Origin of the sequence: Streptomyces sp. NPDC006602 (assembly GCF_042870385.1) — a bacterium.
Lineage (GTDB): Bacteria > Actinomycetota > Actinomycetes > Streptomycetales > Streptomycetaceae > Streptomyces.
Window position 1 is genome coordinate 146,801 of record NZ_JBIAHG010000006.1, and the last position, 18,023, is coordinate 164,823.

General features: G+C 70.1%; 16 protein-coding genes. 10 read left to right on the top strand and 6 right to left on the bottom strand.

Features of this window, described 5'->3' with window-relative positions:
* The first annotated feature begins 80 nt into the window (after positions 1-80).
* The 3 genes from ACFYO2_RS18570 to ACFYO2_RS18580 all read left to right on the top strand — a co-directional run bounded on the left by ACFYO2_RS18570 (position 81) and on the right by ACFYO2_RS18580 (position 3,209).
* Complete coding sequence (locus tag ACFYO2_RS18570; protein WP_388349867.1) at positions 81-506, top strand: Hsp20/alpha crystallin family protein; 426 nt, start codon at positions 81-83, stop codon at positions 504-506.
* A gap of 250 nt (positions 507-756) precedes the next feature.
* Positions 757-1,176, top strand: a complete 420-nt coding sequence (locus tag ACFYO2_RS18575) for a DUF2267 domain-containing protein (RefSeq protein ID WP_388350382.1) — start codon at positions 757-759, stop codon at positions 1,174-1,176.
* Positions 1,177-1,538: 362 nt separating this feature from the next.
* Positions 1,539-3,209 (top strand): glycosyltransferase family 2 protein, encoded by a 1,671-nt coding sequence (locus ACFYO2_RS18580; protein WP_388349869.1) that lies wholly within the window; start codon positions 1,539-1,541, stop codon positions 3,207-3,209.
* 46 nt (positions 3,210-3,255) lie between these two features.
* Here the strand turns inward: ACFYO2_RS18580 and ACFYO2_RS18585 are convergent, their stop codons facing one another.
* The gene (locus tag ACFYO2_RS18585; RefSeq protein ID WP_388349871.1) at positions 3,256-5,325 is read right to left on the bottom strand and encodes a LamG-like jellyroll fold domain-containing protein; all 2,070 of its coding nucleotides are present in this window, start codon (positions 5,323-5,325) and stop codon (positions 3,256-3,258) included.
* Between the two features lie 305 nt (positions 5,326-5,630).
* Entirely contained in the window at positions 5,631-6,047 is a 417-nt protein-coding gene (locus tag ACFYO2_RS18590; RefSeq protein ID WP_388349873.1) for a winged helix-turn-helix transcriptional regulator, read from the bottom strand.
* 98 nt (positions 6,048-6,145) lie between these two features.
* Here ACFYO2_RS18590 and ACFYO2_RS18595 point away from each other — a divergent pair, with 98 nt between their 5' ends.
* From ACFYO2_RS18595 to ACFYO2_RS18610, 4 genes are all read left to right on the top strand, one after another.
* Entirely contained in the window at positions 6,146-6,979 is an 834-nt protein-coding gene (locus ACFYO2_RS18595) for an NAD(P)H-binding protein (protein WP_388349875.1), read from the top strand.
* 209 nt (positions 6,980-7,188) lie between these two features.
* A complete protein-coding gene (locus ACFYO2_RS18600; RefSeq protein ID WP_388349877.1) occupies positions 7,189-7,737 on the top strand; it encodes a hypothetical protein in 549 nt (182 codons plus the stop codon).
* A 382-nt stretch (positions 7,738-8,119) separates the two neighbouring features.
* The gene (locus ACFYO2_RS18605; protein WP_388349879.1) at positions 8,120-12,655 is read left to right on the top strand and encodes a DNRLRE domain-containing protein; all 4,536 of its coding nucleotides are present in this window, start codon (positions 8,120-8,122) and stop codon (positions 12,653-12,655) included.
* Between the two features lies 1 nt (position 12,656).
* Positions 12,657-13,106, top strand: coding sequence for a hypothetical protein (locus ACFYO2_RS18610; protein WP_388349881.1), 450 nt, complete (start codon positions 12,657-12,659; stop codon positions 13,104-13,106).
* Between the two features lie 172 nt (positions 13,107-13,278).
* Here the strand turns inward: ACFYO2_RS18610 and ACFYO2_RS18615 are convergent, their stop codons facing one another.
* Entirely contained in the window at positions 13,279-14,187 is a 909-nt protein-coding gene (locus tag ACFYO2_RS18615; protein ID WP_388349883.1) for a LysR family transcriptional regulator, read from the bottom strand.
* A 72-nt stretch (positions 14,188-14,259) separates the two neighbouring features.
* Between ACFYO2_RS18615 and ACFYO2_RS18620 the strand changes: the two genes are divergently transcribed.
* Complete coding sequence (locus ACFYO2_RS18620; RefSeq protein ID WP_388349885.1) at positions 14,260-14,652, top strand: RidA family protein; 393 nt, start codon at positions 14,260-14,262, stop codon at positions 14,650-14,652.
* 11 nt (positions 14,653-14,663) lie between these two features.
* On the opposite strand, the gene ACFYO2_RS18625 is transcribed toward ACFYO2_RS18620, so the two are convergent.
* Positions 14,664-15,374 (bottom strand): TetR/AcrR family transcriptional regulator, encoded by a 711-nt coding sequence (locus ACFYO2_RS18625; protein ID WP_388349887.1) that lies wholly within the window; start codon positions 15,372-15,374, stop codon positions 14,664-14,666.
* 111 nt (positions 15,375-15,485) lie between these two features.
* Here ACFYO2_RS18625 and ACFYO2_RS18630 point away from each other — a divergent pair, with 111 nt between their 5' ends.
* Entirely contained in the window at positions 15,486-16,187 is a 702-nt protein-coding gene (locus ACFYO2_RS18630) for an NAD(P)-dependent oxidoreductase (protein WP_388349889.1), read from the top strand.
* A 152-nt stretch (positions 16,188-16,339) separates the two neighbouring features.
* Positions 16,340-16,990 carry a tetratricopeptide repeat protein gene (locus tag ACFYO2_RS18635; RefSeq protein WP_388349891.1) on the top strand — a complete coding sequence of 217 codons (651 nt, stop codon included), beginning with the start codon at positions 16,340-16,342 and terminating at the stop codon, positions 16,988-16,990.
* Between the two features lie 38 nt (positions 16,991-17,028).
* Here ACFYO2_RS18635 and ACFYO2_RS18640 read toward each other — a convergent pair whose 3' ends face one another.
* Complete coding sequence (locus ACFYO2_RS18640; protein ID WP_388349893.1) at positions 17,029-17,400, bottom strand: hypothetical protein; 372 nt, start codon at positions 17,398-17,400, stop codon at positions 17,029-17,031.
* 75 nt (positions 17,401-17,475) lie between these two features.
* The gene (locus tag ACFYO2_RS18645; protein WP_388349894.1) at positions 17,476-17,913 is read right to left on the bottom strand and encodes a hypothetical protein; all 438 of its coding nucleotides are present in this window, start codon (positions 17,911-17,913) and stop codon (positions 17,476-17,478) included.
* Between the last annotated feature and the right edge of the window lie 110 nt (positions 17,914-18,023).

Consider the following 18,023-nt stretch of genomic DNA (forward strand, 5'->3'; position numbering starts at 1 on the left):
TGTCAAGTTTCCTCCTCCGAGCTATATAAGAAGCCGTAGGGCATCGCACAGGCAGCGCCTGAGGAAAGGAGTGAACTGTGATGCTCATGCGTACCGACCCCTTCCGCGAATTCGACCGCCTCGCGCAGCAGGTCCTGGGCTCCACCACCCGCCCCACCGCGATGACGATGGACGCCTACCGGTCCGGGGACGAGTTCGTCGTCCACTTCGACCTCCCCGGCATCGACCCCGAGACGATCGAGATCGACGTCGAACGCAACGTCCTGAACGTCCGAGCCGAACGCCGTTCCCCCGCCCCCGAGGGCGCGGAACTACTCGTGGCCGAGCGCCCCACGGGCAGCTTCACCCGACAGCTCTTCCTCGGCGACACCCTCGACTCGGAGCGCATCGACGCCTCGTACGACACCGGTGTCCTGACCCTGCGCATCCCGGTGGCCGAGCAGGCCAAGCCGCGCCGCATCCAGATCACGGGCGGCGGCAGCGACCGTAAGCAGATCAACAGCTGACCGAAACCGGATCCAGAAACCGGGACTGAAACCGAACGGGACGGAAACCAGGAGCCGAACAAGCACGGGAGCAAGCACCGAAACCAGCATCGACAAAGCACCGAAACAAGCACTGAAACAAACACCGAAACCAGGACCGAAACCAGGAACGCGTCCCGCGGGCAGCAGCCCGCGGGACGCGCGGCGCCCCGACACGCAGAAGGAGCCCCGACGTGACAGTCCTCAGCGCGCCCCCCCCACGCCACCGCAGATCGACAATCCCCGGGACACGGACAGATGGGCTGAACTCATCGACGCCGTACGGGAGTCCGGCCAGTACCCGACCACCGCGGAAGCCGAACGCGTCACCCGCATCGTCCTCTCCGCCCTCGGCGGCCACGTCACCGGCGACGAACGAGTCGACCTGGCACGCGCCCTGCCCGAGGAAGCGGCCCGCGTGCTCGCCTCCCAGATCCCGGTGACCCGCCCCCTGACGGCACCGGAGTTCGTGGACGCCGTCGCCGCCCGCATCCAGGGAGCCACCCCGGCCACGGCCCGCTGGGACGTCAGCTCGGTCCTCAGCGTCCTGCCGAGCCTGGTCGGCGACGACCTGGTGGACAGCGTTCTGGCCCAACTCCCGCACGGCTACGCCCTCTTGTTCGGCCGAGCGGAACTGACACCGGCAGCCTGAACGAGCGGCCTGAACAGGCGGCCTGAACAGGCGGCCTGAACGTGCGGCCTGAACAGGCGGCCTGAACGTGCGGCCGAAGGTATGGCCTGAACGAGCGGCCGAACGTACTGCCTGAACGTGGCCCGAACGAGCCAGTGTCAGCCAACCCCCTGCCGGGCTTCGCCCTTCCGCGCATCGCCGCAGGCAAGGCCGAAGCCCGGCTGAGCGGGGAAGCCCAGCGCGGCGGGACGGGCGTAACGATCCCGAGCTCCTCCGACACTTCCGGACACATCGAGCGCGCCTGGCTGCAAGTGATCGAGGGATCCGACTACGGTGAGGCGCGAGTCCGAAATCGCCTGGTTTGATCATGTCTGGGGGAATTGATGCTCAAGGTCAGCATTGTGGTGCCCGTCTACAACGCGGGCGAGTACATCGATCGCTGCTCCCCCTCGCTCCTCCACCAGAGCATCGGCCGGGACGCGTACGAGATCGTCTACGTCAACGACGGCTCGACCGACGACTCCGCGCGACGCCTCGGCCGACTGGCCGCCCGGCATCCGCACGTGCGCGTGATCCACCAGGAGAACTCCGGCTGGCCCGGCAAACCCCGCAACGTGGGTGTCCGGACGGCCCACGGCGAGTACGTCCAGTTCGTCGACCAGGACGACGAACTGACCCCCGAGGCACTCGAACGCCTCCACCGCCTCGCCACCCGCAATGCCTCCGACATCGTCCTCGGCAAGGTCGTCGGCACCATGCAGGGTCCCAGCATCCTCTTCAGGCGCAACGTCGATCACTGCACGGTCGAGGACGCACCCCTCATGGACAGCCTGACGCCCCACAAGATGTTCCGCCGGGCCTTCCTCCTCGACGAGGGGATCACCTTCCCCGAGGGACCGGTACGCCTGGAGGACCAGATCTTCATGGCCCGCGCGTACGTGCGCGCGAAGAGGGTCTCCATCCTCGGCGACCACCCCGTCTACGTATGGAACCGCCGCGAAGACGGAGGCAACACCAGCAGCCGCGGGAGCACCCCCGAGACGTACTACGGCCACCTGCGTACGGTCGTGGAGGCCATCAAGGAGGGCACCGAGCCGGGCCCCCTCCAGGACCACCTGCTCCGCCGCTCCTACCGCGTCGAACTCCTCCGCCCGGTCAGCGAACCCCGCGTCCTCCAGCGCACGGGCGCCGGCCGCGAACGGTACTTCGACGTCGTACGCCGCATGGCCCTGGAGTGCTACCCACCGGGCGTACCGGACGGACTCCCCGCGATCACCAGGCTCAGGGCCCGTCTCCTGGAGGACGGCAACCTGGACGCCCTGGTCGAACTCGCGCGCCGTACCAAGATGATCAGGCCCCAGGTCACGGTCGACGACATCCGCAGGCGCAACGGCAGACTCGTCATCACGACGACGATCGGCATGCTCCGCCCCGACGGCGAACCCCTCACCCTCGTGGAGCGCTACGGCCGTCTCCTCCTGGACCCCGTTCTGCTGGCGGACATCAAGGGCGCCGAGGACTGGGAGGTCCCGCACCCCCTCGGCGGCGCCCGCGGCGAGCTCCTCGTCCACGACGCCGACCGCGACCTGTGGTGGTACCCGGACGCCGAACTCGCCCCGCGCACCCAGCCGCTGGGCAAGGGCCGCCACCGCGTGCTCCTCACCGGCGAGACCACCATCGACCCCCTGACCCTGGCCGGCGGCACCGAGATGCCTCCGGGGACGCACCTGGTGTGGGCGTACGGCCAACTCCTCGGCGTCGGCCGCCGGGCCCGCCTCACCGGCGACCCCTTCTGCCCCGCCGCGTTCACGACCGGCACCCCGCCCCGCCTGGTCCACCCCGCCTGGGGCGGCCCCGGCGGCCAACTCCGCCTGTCCGTGGGCCAGCCGGGCCACCTCTCCGTCCCCCACCGCGTACTCCTCCACGCCACGGCGACCCCAAGCGTCCGCCGCGCCGCCCGCACAGCCCTGCGGCGCCTCCCGAAGGACGTACGCAAGCCGGTCCGTACGCTCGCGCGCAGGGTGGATCCCTGGATGGCGGGGCGGCGGGACTGAGCGCCGGACGCCGGATCTACCGACGCTCACGCCCGGCGGTCAGCGACTAGCACTCCACGCAGGGGTTCGTCCCATGGCCCAGACCGCTGATCCTGTCGTCCTTCAGCGCGCCGACGTACGCCTGCACCTCGTCGACATCGCCGTGCAGATACTCGCCCCAGCCGTCACCGACCTGCGCCCGGCCGATCTGGAGCGCCCCGGAGCTGTGCCAGCCGTTCGGAAGGGGTCCGGTCGCCTGGGCGTTGGTCCAGCCGTCCAGGAAGAGCTTGACCGTGTCGGTGGCGTCGTCATAGACCACGGCGAGGTGGTGGCCCTGGCCCTCGCCGCCGTCCGCCGCCTCGATCTGGGACACGACCGTCTCGGCGGCGCCGGCCTCGTCCTTCTCCGGCATGATCAGCTGCCAGGCGTGCTCGGACGGTTCGTAGCGCACCTTGAAGGCGTCGGTGTGCTCGCCCGCCTGGGACAGCACGGTCATCGGGTGGGCCGGTTCGGAGTCCGCCAGCCGTACCACCACGCCCAGGGTGAAGCTGTCCCCGGTGTCCACCACGGGACCCTCGGCGACGGCGTGCCCGGTCTCGCCGTCCAGCCGCAGATGCCCGTCGCCGACCAGAGCGGGCGGCGTGTAGGTGCAGTCGGGGTCCAGATCCGGGATGCAGGAGCTGTCGGAGCTCTGGTAGATCGTCGCTCCGGTGCCGAGCCTGAGCGGCGCGCCGCCCTGCTGCTCCGGGCTCGCGCCGTCCGTCGCGCTCTCCAGCGACCAGTGGCCGAGCAGCTTCGGTGTGCGGCGGCTCAGTTCGGCCACCTCGACCGGCACCACGACCCTGTCGTACGCCCGTACGTCACCGATGTCACCGTGCCACCGCGCGTGGTAGCCGGACCCGCTGCGGGCGCGGCCGATCTGGAACGCGTCGTTCGCCCCGGCGGGCGTGGCCTCGACGGCGGTGCCGACCGGGTGGCCGTTGACGTACAGCTGCGCCTTGCCGGTCTCCGCGTCGTAAAGCCCCAGCAGATGGGCCCACTCACCGGTTTCCGGAGCACCGCCCGACACCCGTGCGCCACCGATGCCGAACGTCCAGGCGGGTCCGGAGTCCGGGCTGCTCAGTCCGAGGCGGAAGCCGGCCGTGTCGCCCGCGTCCTGGCTGGCGACGGTCATCGTCCGGTCGGTCTGCGCGGGCCGCACCCAGGCGCTTACGGCGAAGGTCTTGCCGGTGTCGACGGCTGGGGCGTCCGGAGTGAGGAAGCCGTGGCGGCTGCCGTCGAGGGCGACGGTGGCGGTGGCGCCGGTGCCCCGGGGTGCCGGACCGCCGAAGGTCACGCCGCTACCGGCGCGGGCCGCGGTGCCCGTCTCGGCGGCGGCGCCGGTGGCTCCCGCCGCGTCGTCGAGCTTCCAGTGGGCCACGGGTGCGCGACCGCTCTTGACCCGGAAGTAGTACGTGGTGGTCCCGCTGCTGCGGCCCGAGCGGTCGATCGCGCGGACGCTCAGGTAGTCCGGGCGGGCCTGGAGCGGCAGGAACCGGATGGTGGCGGGCCCGCCCATCTCGTCCGGCCGGGCGGTCCCGTACGGGCCGCCGATGAAGTTGTAGCGGTACTCGACGACGTCCGGTGACGGGGAGTCCATGGTGAAGCTGCCGTAGACGCCGACGCCGCCCCCGATCTGTTCCTCCGGGAAGTCGGGCGAGGTGACGACCGCCTTCTCCGGGCTGGCGTCGTCGTACACGAACTCGCAGACGGACCCGTCGCCTTCCGAACTCCAGGCGGAGGTCGCCTTGCCGTCGTCGGCGCGGACGTGCCAGGAGATCACCGTGTCCACCGGGATGTCCTCGGGCATCCGCCACGGCAGCCGCGACCCCGACAACGTCTCGTAGGACGTGTAGGTGCGGCGCTGCTCGACCCCGGCCGCGTCGGTCCACCAGGCCTCGAACTCGCCCCTGACCATGTTGGCCTCGGCGGGCTGGTTGTCCTCCTCCGGGTCGTACAGGACGGCGCCGAGCGTCGGCGGCGCCCCGACGTACGCCCGGTTCTCACCGGTCGCGCACGCCTTGGTCCCCGTCTGCAGGTCCTGCACGAGCGGCTGCTTCGGCGGCAGGTTCTCCGCCGCGTACGCCGTGCCGGACATGCCGGTCCCCGTCACCACGACCGCCGCCGCACAGCACACCGCCGCCAGCTGTGCGGATGCGGTTCTTCGTCTTGTGGCCGATGGTCTTCCAGCCAGGTGTCTTCCGGTCAACTGTCCCACCCCTGTTCGTCGTTGAGGCTCGTGGACCACACGAGCCGCATGAAGCTAACAGAGGCCACTGACACAGCCGAAGCGATTTCCGCCGAGCTGCCGAAGCCGCAGAGGGCCGCCGGCCTCGGCACCGGCTCTGCGTACTTCAGGCCCGTGGTAGTGATCATTGAAGTCGAAGACCATGCGGGCGGACCCTACCCGCGCCTGACGGTGCGACGGTCGTGGGGCCGCTCCGTGGTGTCGTACTCCCGCCGGGCTTCCTCGACCGTGCCCAGGTTGACCGACCAGTCGGCGAGTGCGGCGAACAGCGGCCCCAGGCTGCGTCCCAGTTCGCTGATCTCGTACTCCACCCGCGGCGGAACCTCGGCGTGGTACGTGCGCACGACGAGCCCGTCGCGTTCCAACTGCCGCAGTCGTTCGGTCAGGACCTTGGGCGTGATGGTGGTGATGCGGCGTTCGAGCTCCACGAACCGATGCCGCCCGTACTCATGGAGCGCCCACAGAATCGGAGTGGTCCAGCGGCTGAAGACGATGTCGACCACCGGGGCGATCGGGCACGCCTGCTCGGGGGCGACGTCGCCACCGGCCGCCGGAGTCGTGGGGTGTGTCACAACGAGCCCTTCTCTCCGTTACTTTCCTCTAGGTACCTACTATCCCCATGCCGGTAGCTTCCGTTGGGCCAACACAGAACTCGACAACGGGAGCGAACATGATTGTGGTGACCGGAGCCACGGGCAACGTCGGACGGCCGCTGGTACGGGCGCTCGTCACGGCCGGCGAACAGGTCACGGCGGTGTCGCGGGGGATCTCCGCGCGGGACATGCCGGCGGGGGTGCGGCATCATCAGGCCGACGTGGCCACACCGGAGAGCCTCGCACCCGCGCTCGACGGCGCCGACGCGCTGTTCCTGCTGACCTCGGGCGACTTCGTATCGGCCGGTGGCAGCGTCGGCGACGTCCTTGATGTCGCGCGGGCAGGAGGGATCCGCCGGGTGGTCCTGCTGTCTTCCCAGGGCGTGGCCACGGGAAGGCACCCCTCGACGCTGGAGGACCCCCTCACGCGGTCCGACTCGGATCTGGAATGGACCCTGTTGCGGCCGGGAGGCTTCGACTCCAACACGTTGCAGTGGGCCGAAACGGTCCGCACGCGACGGACGGTGGCCGCGCCCTTCGGAGATGTCGCGCTGCCGACCGTCGACCCGGACGACATAGCCGAGGTCGCCGCCGTGGTGCTGCGGGACGCCGGCCACGTCGGCAACGCCTATGAGCTGACCGGACCGGCACCGGTCTCACCTCGGCAACAGACCTCGGCGATCGCCGACGCACTGGGGGAGCCCGTGCGGTTCGTCGAGCAGAGCCGCGCGGAGGCGCGGGCACAGATGCTGCGGTTCATGCCCGAGCCGGTGGTGGAGTCGACCCTCGGCATCCTGGGCACGCCGAAAGCCATCGAGCAGCGGGTGAGCCCCGATGTCGAACGCATCCTCGGCCGCCCGCCCCGCACGTTCGCCGAGTGGGCCGTGCGCAATGTCGCGGCCTTCAAATAAGCCGGACACCGGTCATCCCTGAGTCATCCCTGACCAACTGCGCTGTCCTTGGGCCCCAGTCCGTTCGCGCCGTGGACGGCAGCCTTGTCAACCACGCCCGCGCTTGCCGCCCCAGGAGGTTGCCAGACAGAAAACCAGATACCTGCGGCACAGGACGAAGCTACGCTCGGCACATCCCGCAAGCACTCCGGCAAAGAGGGGCCAACGTCGTGCAACGACCTCTCCTCTACCTCGATGTGGACGGACCGCTCAACCCCTACGCCGCGAAGCCCGAGCGCCGACCGGCGGGCTACTCGACTCACCGGATGAAGCCCGAGGGATGGGTGGCCCAACACCCCTACACGCCACGGGCCTACGTGAAGCCGCTGCGGGTGTGGCTCAACGTCGATCACGGCCACGAGCTCCTGAGGCTGAGTGACCTGTACGACCTGGTGTGGGCGACCACGTGGGGCACGGAGGCGAACACCTTCATCTCGCCCGTCCTCGGTCTGCCTCAACTGCCCGTGGTGGACTGGCCCACGATGCTCGGCACAGGGCCGGAGGGCACGTTCTGGAAGACCCGCTACCTGGTCGCGCACGCTGACGGCAGGCCGTTCGCATGGGTCGACGACGAGATCGACCACTTCGACCGGTTGTTCGTGGCGAAGCACCACGACGGCCCCGCACTGCTCCATCGGGTCGACCCACGACGGGGCCTGCGCGACGCCGACTTCACAACGCTCGAAGCCTTCGCGCGTGCCCTGCCCTCCTCGACTTGACGGTGCCCGGAGCGACCGGACTTCGGACGGTCGAGCGCCTTCTGTCGCTGCGGTGCGACGCCCAAGGTCCGGATAGGCGGGGCCAGTTCTTCGCGGCACTTGAGCCCCCGTGCCGGGGCGGGACCGCAGGACAGCGTCGGGGTCCAACTGCGGCTTATGGACCATGAGTTGTGCACTGCGTACTTCAACAGCGATCGGTCACCTACGGCCGTCAGGAACGGAGCGATCTCTTCCTCTTGTGGGCGTGACATGTGCAGGCCTTATGATCAGCGATCTTCAGCCAAGATGACTGAAAGGACCCCCTGTGCACCACTCCACGCCGGCCGCCCCGGACCCAGGCCGACGAAGATCCAGCCGAAAGCAACGAGCCCTGGCGACAGCCTTGTTGGCCGCTCTCGTGTGCGCCCCGCTGCCCCTGCTCCACGGGCCCGCGTTCGCCGAGGACGCCGCCCCGGCCGCCGATGCCCCGGCGGTGCAGCAGCCGACCCGGACCGAGATAGTCTCCGAGCGCACCGGCTCGACCACCACGTGGGCCAACGCCGACGGCACGACCACCGTCGAGGCGTACACCGGCCCGATCCGGGTCAAGCAGCCCGACGGCAGCTGGCGGCCGATCGACACCACCCTCGTGGCCGAGGACGGCGTGGTGCGGCCGAAGACCGCGGCCGCCGACATCACCTTCTCCGGCGGCGGTTCGGGCGAACCGCTGGCCCAGGTCTCCCGGGGCGGCCGTACCCTCGGCCTCGACTGGCCGGGCAAACTGCCCGAGCCGCGCCTCGACGGCCCGACCGCCGTCTACCCCGGCGCCGTCGAGGGCGGCGACCTCGAGGTGACCGCCCTCAAGGAGGGCTTCTCCCACTCCGTCGTCCTGCGCCAGCGCCCCGACGGCCCGGTCAGCTACCGGCTGCCCATCTCGGCCGACGGCCTCACCTTGCACGAGACCGACGACGAACGCCTGCGCTGGAGCGACAGCAGCGGCCGTACGGTGGCCACCGCGCCGCTGCCGGTGATGTGGGGCTCGGGCGAGAAGCGCGCCTCCGGTGAGCCCGAGGACCTCGCGGCCATCGACGTCACGATCGAGCGGGACGCGGACACCGGCGACCAGGTCCTGGTCCTGGAGCCCGACGAGAAGTTCCTCGCCGACCCCGACCTGGAGTACCCGGTCACCATCGACCCGACCGACTCCCTGCTCGGCCCGGTGACCGACACCTGGGTCCAGTACGACGACTACCTCACCTCGCAGCGCGGCTCGACCGAGCTGAAGGCCGGTACCTACAACGGCACCGAGAAGGCCCGCTCGTACCTGAAGTTCGACGTGGCGAAGTACGCCGGCAAGCACGTCCTCGACACCGACCTGCGCCTGTACTCGTACTACTCGTCCACGTGCAACACCACCAACTCCGGCAACCAGGTACGCCGTATCACCTCGGCCTGGGACCCGTCGGCCATCACCTGGGCCGAGCAGCCGACGACCACCTCGACCGGCGCCGTGACCTCCACCGCGGCCAAGGGCTACAACTCCAACTGCCCGGCAGGGCACGTCTCCTGGGACATCGACGGGATCGTCCAGGCCTGGGCCGACGGCCAGCCGAACAACGGTGTGCGGATCGCGGCCGTCGACGAGACCGACCCGCTGACCTGGCGCCGCTACTACTCGGCGAACCAGACGGAGGGCTCGCACAACGCCGCCTACGAGCCCTCCCTGACGGTCACCTACAACTCCAAGCCCGGTACCGCGACGGCCGTTTCCCCGCTGTCCGGCACCTACACCTCGGACACCACACCCACCCTGTCCGCCAAGGCCACCGACGCCGACGCCCAGCAGCTCACCCTGACCTTCGAGGTCTGGGCGGCGAACGGCACCGCGGCCCTGCAGTCCGGCACGTCCGCCTCCGTGGCCTCCGGGGCGGTGGCGACCCACACGGCAACCACCCTGACGCCGGGCGACTACAAGTGGCGGGCCAGGGCGTCCGACGGCACCGACACCGGCGCCTGGTCGGCGTGGCAGACGTTCACCGTCGACACCACCGTCCCGCCCACCCCCACCATCACCTCCACCAGTCACCCCTCCGCGTCGGCCTGGTACAACGCCACCACCTTCACGGGCACGCTCGCCGCGACGGACGCCTCCGGCGTGACCGGATACGCCGTCAAGCTCGACCAGAGCCCGACGACCGCCGCCGGAACCACCGTCACGCAGACGACGGCCGGCGTGAACTGGTCCGGGCGCACCGACGGCACCTGGTGGGTGCACGCGGCCGCCAAGGACAAGGCGGGACTGTGGTCCCCGACCCAGCACCGCGGCTTCAACGTCGACACCACCGCCCCGGGCGCGCCCGGCGGCCTGGTCTCCTCCACGCACCCCGTGACGACCAGCGCATACGCCAACCGCACCGCGTCCTTCAGCTGGTCGGCGCCCACCGACCTGTCCGGCGCCGCCGGTTACGTGGTCACCGTGGACCGCGTCGCGGACACCCTGCCGGCCACCACCGGCACCGTACAGACGTCGACGAAGTTCACCACCACCGTCGACGCGGACGGCACCTGGTACCTGCACGTGCGGGCCAAGGACCAGGCGGGCAACTGGTCGTCCACCGCCGCGCATCTGCCGTTCCGGGTCGACATGACGCTGCCGCCGAGCCCGGTGATCAGCTCGTCCACGCACCCGGACCAGACGGGCGCGTACAAGAGCGGCTCCTTCAGCGCGACCTGGACCGCGCCGTCCGGCGCCTCCGCCGGGTACAGCATCGTCGTCGACGGCACCACCGACACCGTGCCCGACAGCACGGCCGAGACGACCGGCACCTCGTACACGACGACCCGCACCGAGGGCACCTGGTACCTGCACGTGCGCGGCATCGACGGCAACGGCACGGGCGGGGCGACCTCCCATTACCGCTTCACCGTCGACACCACCGCGCCCGGCGCCCCGGCCGTGACCTCCGCGGCCTACCCGTCGGACGCCTGGGCCGGCGGCGCGCAGGTGACCGGGACGTTCACACTGACGCCCGACGGCACCGACACCCGCGGTCTGACGTACTCGGTCGACGGCGGCACCGCGCAGACCGTCACCACCACCGGCGGCCCGGTGGCGCTGCCGATCACCCCGGCCACCGAGGGCAGCCACCAACTCGCCGTCACCGCGACCGACCGGGCCGGCAACGTCTCGGCGGAGACCAAGCGCGCCTTCCACGTCGGACGGGCGGCTGTGACCGCGCCCGCCAACGGCGAGGTGCTCGTCGGCTCGGCCGACCTCGCGGTCGGCGCCCCGGCGTCGCTGACGGACGTCACCTTCCTCCAGCGGGCCTCGTCCGCCGACCCGTGGCAGGTCATCCCGGCCTCCCAGGTCACCCGCGCCGACGGCACCGCCGTCACCTGGCCGGTGCCGCTCAGCGGCGGCGCGGCGCCGAAGCTGGTATGGGACACCTCCTCCCTGTCCGGCAGCGGCGGTCTTCAGATCGGCGCCCGCTTCGGTGGGTCGTACGCCCCGCCGGAGGCCGAACCGGTCTCGGTGATCGTCGACCGTGTCGAGGTCATCGAGGGCGGCCCTGCCGACGACATGCAGGAGTCGGAACCTGCCCAGGCCTACGCCCTGGAGCAGGCCGAGGCCCGCGCGGCGGAGAGCCCTGACGCCTTCGCCCCGCCCTACGTCGACCCGGTGACGGGTGAACTGGTCGCGCCGGTCGTGGAGTCGGCCTCGGCCGACGAGGCGTCCGCCCCGATCCAGGTGGCTCAGGCCCCCGCCGACGAGGGCAGCGGACTGCCCGCCGAGGACACGGAGGACGGCACCAAGCCCGACACCGTGACCACCGAGGCGGAGACTCCGGCGCCGCCCGCCGACGGGTCCGTGGAGACCACCGGCGAGGAGTCGTTCGCGATGCCCGAGGACGCCACGGAGACCACTCCCGCGCCTGCCGGGCCGACCGTCACCGAGCAGGTCGTCCCGCGCACCGAAGTGGTGGGGCACAGCGTCACCGCGCTGGAGTCCGTGCGTGACGAGGTCCTCCAGCTGTCGGAGGCGGAACTGCCCGGCGTGGGCGGACTGCACGTCGCGTCCGTGGACGCCGCGGAGAACCGTGTCGTCGTGGAGACCGAGACGGCCGCCCCGGCACTGGTCACAGCCCTGGGCGAGCGGTACGGCACCGACACCGTGGCCGTGCGGGTCACGCCCGGGGTCAACGCGCTGGAACCCCAGGCGACCCGCTACAACGACACCTCGCCCTACTACGGCGGGGCGCGCATCAAGTCGTACCTGACCACCAGCACGGCGGTCTGGTGCACGGCGGGTTTCCCCTGGAAGTACAACGGCAACTGGTACATGGTGACCGCGGGCCACTGCACCTCCGGCAACGGGGCCATCACCAACCCCAGCGAGAGCGACTACATCGGCCCCGTCGTCCGGGACAACTGGAAGAACGGGTACGGCTCGGTGAGGCTCTCCGGCCAGAGCTACTACTCGGGTGACCTGTCGCTGTACCGGATCAACAGCGACAGCTCCGCGTCGGCCCGGATCTACAAGGGCGGCAAGACGTCCAGCTCGTCCCGGCCCGTCCAGGACTACTGGCGGCGCTGGGCGCAGAGCGGCGACAAGGTCTGCACGGGCGGCATGATGAGCGGCGAGAGGTGCGGCTGGCAGGTGACCGACACCCAGGCGACCGTCCACTACTCCAGCGGTTCGACGGCCAAGAACATGGTCGTCGCCAAGAAGACGTCCGGATCCTGCACGATCAAGGGTGACTCCGGCGGTCCGGTGTACACCGTCGACGGCAGCGGACGCGCCTACGCGAAGGGCATCATCTCCGGCGGCGGTGGCGGCGGCGACGACAACAGCGGCGGGTTCTTCGACCCGTGCTGGCTGTACTTCACCGACATCGGGTTGGCCAACAGCGCTTTCCCCGGCACGGTAGCGAGGTACTGACATGCGCCGCGCCCTTCTCACACCCCTGCTGGCGGCGACCCTGACCGGATGCTCGCTCCTCAGCCAGGGCACGTCGTGCACCGAGGTCGACGCGAACTCGCAGGTCTCCGCCGTGTGGCGGCCCGCCGACTTCGGCGACCGTGACACGGCGAGGATCCGGCTGTGCGTGGACGGTACCTGCGAGGAGCGGACATCGGGCAGTCCCGACGACCCGTTCGCCTCGCTGTCGGTCCAACTCCCCGACGACATCGGTGCGTCCACCGTGCCGGTACAGCTCACCGTGACGTCCGCGAAGAGCGGTGACACGGTCGTCGAGGACAGCACCCGGGCCAAGCTGACGGAGCAGCACCCCAACGGCACGTCCTGCCCGCCCACCACCTGGACGGCAACGTTCCGTGCCCACCCCGACAAGGGCCTCACCTCACCCGAGGGCATGAAGCTCCAGGGCTGAGCCCTCTACGCCCCCTACGCAAGCGCCCGTTCCCCCGGCACCACCGGAGGGGCGGGCGCTTCGCGCTGTTCTTCCGCCGCATCGTCGCCGTCTGCGGGTGGGACGGGGAATCACCAGTCAGCGAGCTTGCAAGAGCACGGGCGTCGCGTTCCGCCCGGGCGGTCCGACGTGCCTAGCGCCTGTTCGGCGGATCTTGGCTGACGGCCGCCAGGAGATTGGTGACCAGGGGGTTCGGGTCGGTCTCGCGCCAGGCGACGGCGACTCGTGTGCGGGCAGTGCTGGGGTCGATACCGCGGAAGGCAACGCCCTTGAGGCGAATGCGCCGGATGCTCGCCGGAGCCAGGGAGACGCCCAAGCCGGTTTCCACCAGGGCGCACACGGTCTGCCATTCCACCGCGTGCTGGGCCACTCGGGGTGTGAAGCCCGCAGCGGTGCACAGGTTGGTGATCTGGTCATACAACTGTGGGCCGACCGCGCGGGGTAGCAGCACGAAGGGCGAGTCCGCCAACTGTCCTACCCGGATGGTCCGTTGGTTCGCGAGCACATGCGCGGACGGCAGGACGGCCACGAATGGCTCGGTCAGCACGGTCGCGAAGCCGAGACCTGTCTCGTCGTCGGGCGGCTCGCGCAGCAGGCCGATGTCGATGGTCTTGTCGTGCAGGGCGGCGATCTGCGGCGCCGTGGTCATCTCCTGGATGTCGAGACGCACGTCGGGGAACCGCTCCCGAAAGGTGCGCAACAGGCCGGGCAGGACAGTCAGGGCGAGGGAGGCGGCGAAGCCGATCCGCAGGTGGCCGGCCCTGCCGCTGCCGACGGCCCGGGCCGCGGCCAGGCCGTTCGCGAGGTCGGTGAGGGCCCGCCGGGCAGCGGGCAGGAGTTCTCGGCCTGCCGGGGTGAGCGTGACGTGTCCCGGTTCGCGGTGGAACAGCGCGTGGCCGACCTTGTCCTCCAGGCGGCGGATCTGCTGGCTCAGCGGCGGCTGGGCGATGCCCAGGCGGGCGGCCGCGTGGCCGAAGTGGAGTTCCTCGGCGAGCACGACGAAGGCGTGCAGTTGAGGAAAGGGAATTTCAGGACGCTCCATACCTCTAGAGATATCAGTTCAAGCCTGTGACCGTATTAGACGTATCGGTACTACTCACTTAGCGTTCGGCGCATGACGACAGAGCGACGTGCGATCCTCAGCGGTTCGACGTTCGAGGAGCAGATCGGCTATGCCCGCGCCGTGGTCGACGGTGACTGGGTGCACGTGTCCGGAACAACCGGGTTCGACTACGCCACCATGACGATCTCCGACGACGTGGTGGAACAGGCCGCGCAGTGCCTGCGCAACATCGAGGCCGCGCTGACCGAGGCGAACTGCACCCTCACCGACGTGGTGCGCGTGCGGTACATGCTCCCCGACCGGGCGGACTTCGAGCCCTGCTGGCCGGTACTGCACCGCGCCTTCGGCGCCGTGCGGCCGGCCGCCACCATGCTCATGTGCGGCCTCGCCGACCCCCGCATGAAGATCGAGATCGAGGCGTACGCGCGGCGGGCCACCGCGTAACCGAGGGCCTTCTATCGCCGCGGGGCGATGCCCAAGGTCCTGATGAGCTGGGCCAGTTCTTCCCGGAAGAGTTTGTCCGGGCTGAGTGTCTGGGTCTGCAGGTGGCCGTAGATCTCCAGTGAGACCAGGCCGTGCAGGTGGCTCCAGATGCGCAGAGCGAGGGCCACGGCGGCCGGGGGCAGGTCGGGGAAGGTCGGGCGGACCTTGTCGAGGAGTCCGGCGTCGAAATCGGACCAGGTGAAATCGCTGTCCGCGTAGCGGTGTTCGGCGTGTGGCCAGGCCGCGGCCGCCAGCGCGGTGATGCCGGTGCAGACCCGGCGGGCGGCGTCCGGGGCGGCACCCCCCTCCGGGGCACGGTAGCCGGGGACGGGGTCGCCGTAGACCAGGCGGAAGCCCTCGGGGTGGTCCAGGGCCCAGCCGCGGAACGCGCGCGCCCACGCCTCGATACGGGCCGCCGGGTCCTGGGCGGGTGCCGCCTCCCAAGCGGAGTCGACCGTGTCGGCCAGCGCCGTGTACACGTCGTTGATCAACGTCGTGACCAGGTCGTCGCGAGTGGCGAAGTATCCATAGATGGCGTTGGCGGTCATGCCCATCTCGCGGGCGATGGCCCGCAGAGTGATCGCGTCCGGGCCGCCCGACGCCATCAACTCGAGCGCGACCTTCTTGATTTCAGCGGTCGTCTCGGCCCGCAGCCGTTCGCGGCGCCCTTTGATCGTTCCCACAGCGACAGACTCTACAGCGTCACCAGTCTGCGTCCCGTGTAGTTACTTCACGCCGTATAGTTTCCGCATGCCGTGAAGACATCGCGGTACGCACAGCTACAGGGGAGAGCCATGCGCGTAGGAGTCATCGGAGCCACCGGCGGTATCGGCAGTCGTGTCGTCACCGAAGCCCTCGACCGGGGCCACCACGTCACGGCCTTCAGCCGCGACGCCTCGAAGATCGAGGAGAACCGGGAGAACATCGTCTGGAAGAGCATCGACGTCCTCGACGCCGACGGCGTCGCTGCCGCCCTCCCCGGCCTCGACGTCCTGATCAGCGGATTCCAGCCCGGCAACGCGGCCAAGGACATCGCCGACACAGTGGCCCGCTCGATCGCCGACCCCACCGTGTACGCCGCCGCCGCGCGAACCCTGCTGAAGGCGCTGGAGAGCCATCCCCGAACGCGGCTGATCGTCATAGGCGGCGCCGGCAGCCTGGAGATCGAGCCGGGACTCGTCCGGGCGGACTCCGACGACCTCCTGCACGAGACTCTCGACGCCATCGGCCTGCCCAGGGAGTACGCCGCCGCGGTACGCGGGCACCGCGACGCCCTGAACGTCCTGCGCACGTCCAACCGGCTGTGGACCTACCTCAGTCCCGCGGAGGACATCGCCCCCGGCGAGCGCACCGCCCGGTTCCGGATCGGCACCGACCAGCCGGTCCTCGACGCGGACGGGCGCAGCCGCATCTCCATGGAAGACGCGGCCGTCGCACTCCTCGACGAGGCGGAGCTGCCCCGCTTCGTGCAACGCCGCTTCACCATCGGCTACTGAGCCGAACCCGGTGGACCAGGCGGCGGACGGCCCCCATGAGGGATTGACGCAGGCCTCGTGGGAGCCGGCCGGCCTTCCCTCCGCACACCGCCCTTTCGCGAGCGAAAGCTCGATGACTGTAATCGCTTGTCCAGGATCGTTACGATCACCGAATGAATGTGGACGAGCGCATCGAACAGGCTCAACTCCTTTACGAGCAGGCCGTCTTCGGTGGCGACACCGGTGTGCTGGCGGCCGCGGATCAGGGCCTCGACGCAGTCGAGGCGGACCTCGCGCTGGCCCGTGGCCGCTTGGTCCACGCCCGCTTCCTGGAGGAGCGCGTTGAGGATGAGCGGGAGTTGGAGCTGTTCGAGCGGGCGGCGGAGCTCTACGGTCGGCTCGGTGACGTGAAGGGCGAGGGCGAGGCGGTGTTCTGGGTCGGAATCGTTCACCAAGTGGTGCGCGACGACAACGAGACCGCACTTCCCGCCTTCAAGCGCGCCCTCGACCTCAGCACCCAGGCCGGCGACCGGCTGACCATGTCGTACGCCCTGCGGCACATCGGCTTCGTCGACCATATGGCCGGGCGCCTCGACGCGGCCCGCGCCCACTTCGAGGAGTCCACCCACCTGCGCCGGGAATTGGGCTTCCTGCCCGGCGTCGCGGCGAACCTGATCGGCCTGGCCCATCTCGCCGCTCAGCAAGAACGGCGAGACGACGCGGTGGCGTTACTCGCGGAGGCGACAGAACTGGCCGAGAGGACCGAGTCCCACGGCGTCCTGCGGTGGGTGGCGGGAGCCCGCGAAGAGCTTGGTTTGCAGTGAGAAGGCGCCGACCTCGCCAAGGACCACATGCCGGTTGCTCAGTACCCCGGCAGCACCATCCGACCGGTCAACAGCACATCGTGGTTGGCGAAGAGCGAGTCGAGCTCGAACCGTCGACGGATGTACGCCGTCCAGGTCGCGCCCGGCAGATCGGTGTACGCCGTGACCGTTCGCGCACGACTCGCCTGCGTGAGGATCCAGCGGGCCTGGGCATGGCGTTGCTGATGGCCGCCTAGATCGCAGGCAAGGCGCCACAGCTCTTCGCCATCGCGGCGCGTGTCGACGACAGTGACGAGTCCGATGTCACCGAGGCAACGTTCGTCACTGGACTGGGTGGTATAGGCGACGCTGAGACCTTCGAGCGGGAAGACGGTCACGCGGCTGGTCGCGGTCAGCTCGGTGAGGGACAAGGACGGGGTCCGTTCTGGCACAGGGAGTGGGCGGGCCGACCGGGGGAGGCCGACCCGCCCGTTCTGGGAAAGTGGTCAGCAGCAGGGACCGTCGCCGCAGCAGGCAGGCGGGTTGCATTCGGCGGCCGTACCCCACAGCCGCTCGTCGACCTCGAATCCTGCGGACCGGATCCTGCCCACGACGTCGACCATCAGCCCGCGAGTGCGTACCTTCGAGTTCGGCTGGTGATGCAGGAAGTAGCCGAAGCTCCGCTCACACCAGTCGGCATACCAACCCGTGTGCAGGATGAGCGTGTGCCAGCCCGGATCGACCTGCTGCGACGGCGCCATGGCGGCCCCCTCACCGGACGAGCCCATGACGAAGACCATCGCGAGGGCCTGGTCCACGACACGGTCGGCGACACAGCGCTCCAGGCCGTACTCGTCAGCGCAGAACGCGGCGAGCATGTCGAACTCGGCGTCTGTGACGAGTGATTGACCGGTGCGGACCCCGGCGTCAACGGCGGTCGTCATCGGATGCCTCCCTTTGTAGCGCTGCCGTTCCTGGGTGGAGTCGGGCCCGGTGGCATGTCGGGTCCGGTCGGGGTTGTGTGCAGCACGGATTCACCTCACCGTGGGGTGGA

Excerpts from the sequence above, each read along its gene's own strand:
- ACFYO2_RS18570 (WP_388349867.1), top strand. The coding sequence starts at position 81 with ATGCTCATGCGTACCGACCCCTTCCGCGAATTCGACCGCCTCGCGCAG.
- ACFYO2_RS18580 (WP_388349869.1), top strand. The coding sequence starts at position 1,539 with ATGCTCAAGGTCAGCATTGTGGTGCCCGTCTACAACGCGGGCGAGTAC.
- ACFYO2_RS18585 (WP_388349871.1), bottom strand. The coding sequence starts at position 5,325 with ATGTCCGGCACGGCGTACGCGGCGGAGAACCTGCCGCCGAAGCAGCCG.
- ACFYO2_RS18595 (WP_388349875.1), top strand. The coding sequence starts at position 6,146 with ATGATTGTGGTGACCGGAGCCACGGGCAACGTCGGACGGCCGCTGGTA.
- ACFYO2_RS18610 (WP_388349881.1), top strand. The coding sequence starts at position 12,657 with ATGCGCCGCGCCCTTCTCACACCCCTGCTGGCGGCGACCCTGACCGGA.
- ACFYO2_RS18615 (WP_388349883.1), bottom strand. The coding sequence starts at position 14,187 with ATGGAGCGTCCTGAAATTCCCTTTCCTCAACTGCACGCCTTCGTCGTG.
- ACFYO2_RS18620 (WP_388349885.1), top strand. The coding sequence starts at position 14,260 with ATGACGACAGAGCGACGTGCGATCCTCAGCGGTTCGACGTTCGAGGAG.
- ACFYO2_RS18630 (WP_388349889.1), top strand. The coding sequence starts at position 15,486 with ATGCGCGTAGGAGTCATCGGAGCCACCGGCGGTATCGGCAGTCGTGTC.
- ACFYO2_RS18635 (WP_388349891.1), top strand. The coding sequence starts at position 16,340 with ATGAATGTGGACGAGCGCATCGAACAGGCTCAACTCCTTTACGAGCAG.
- ACFYO2_RS18645 (WP_388349894.1), bottom strand. The coding sequence starts at position 17,913 with ATGACGACCGCCGTTGACGCCGGGGTCCGCACCGGTCAATCACTCGTC.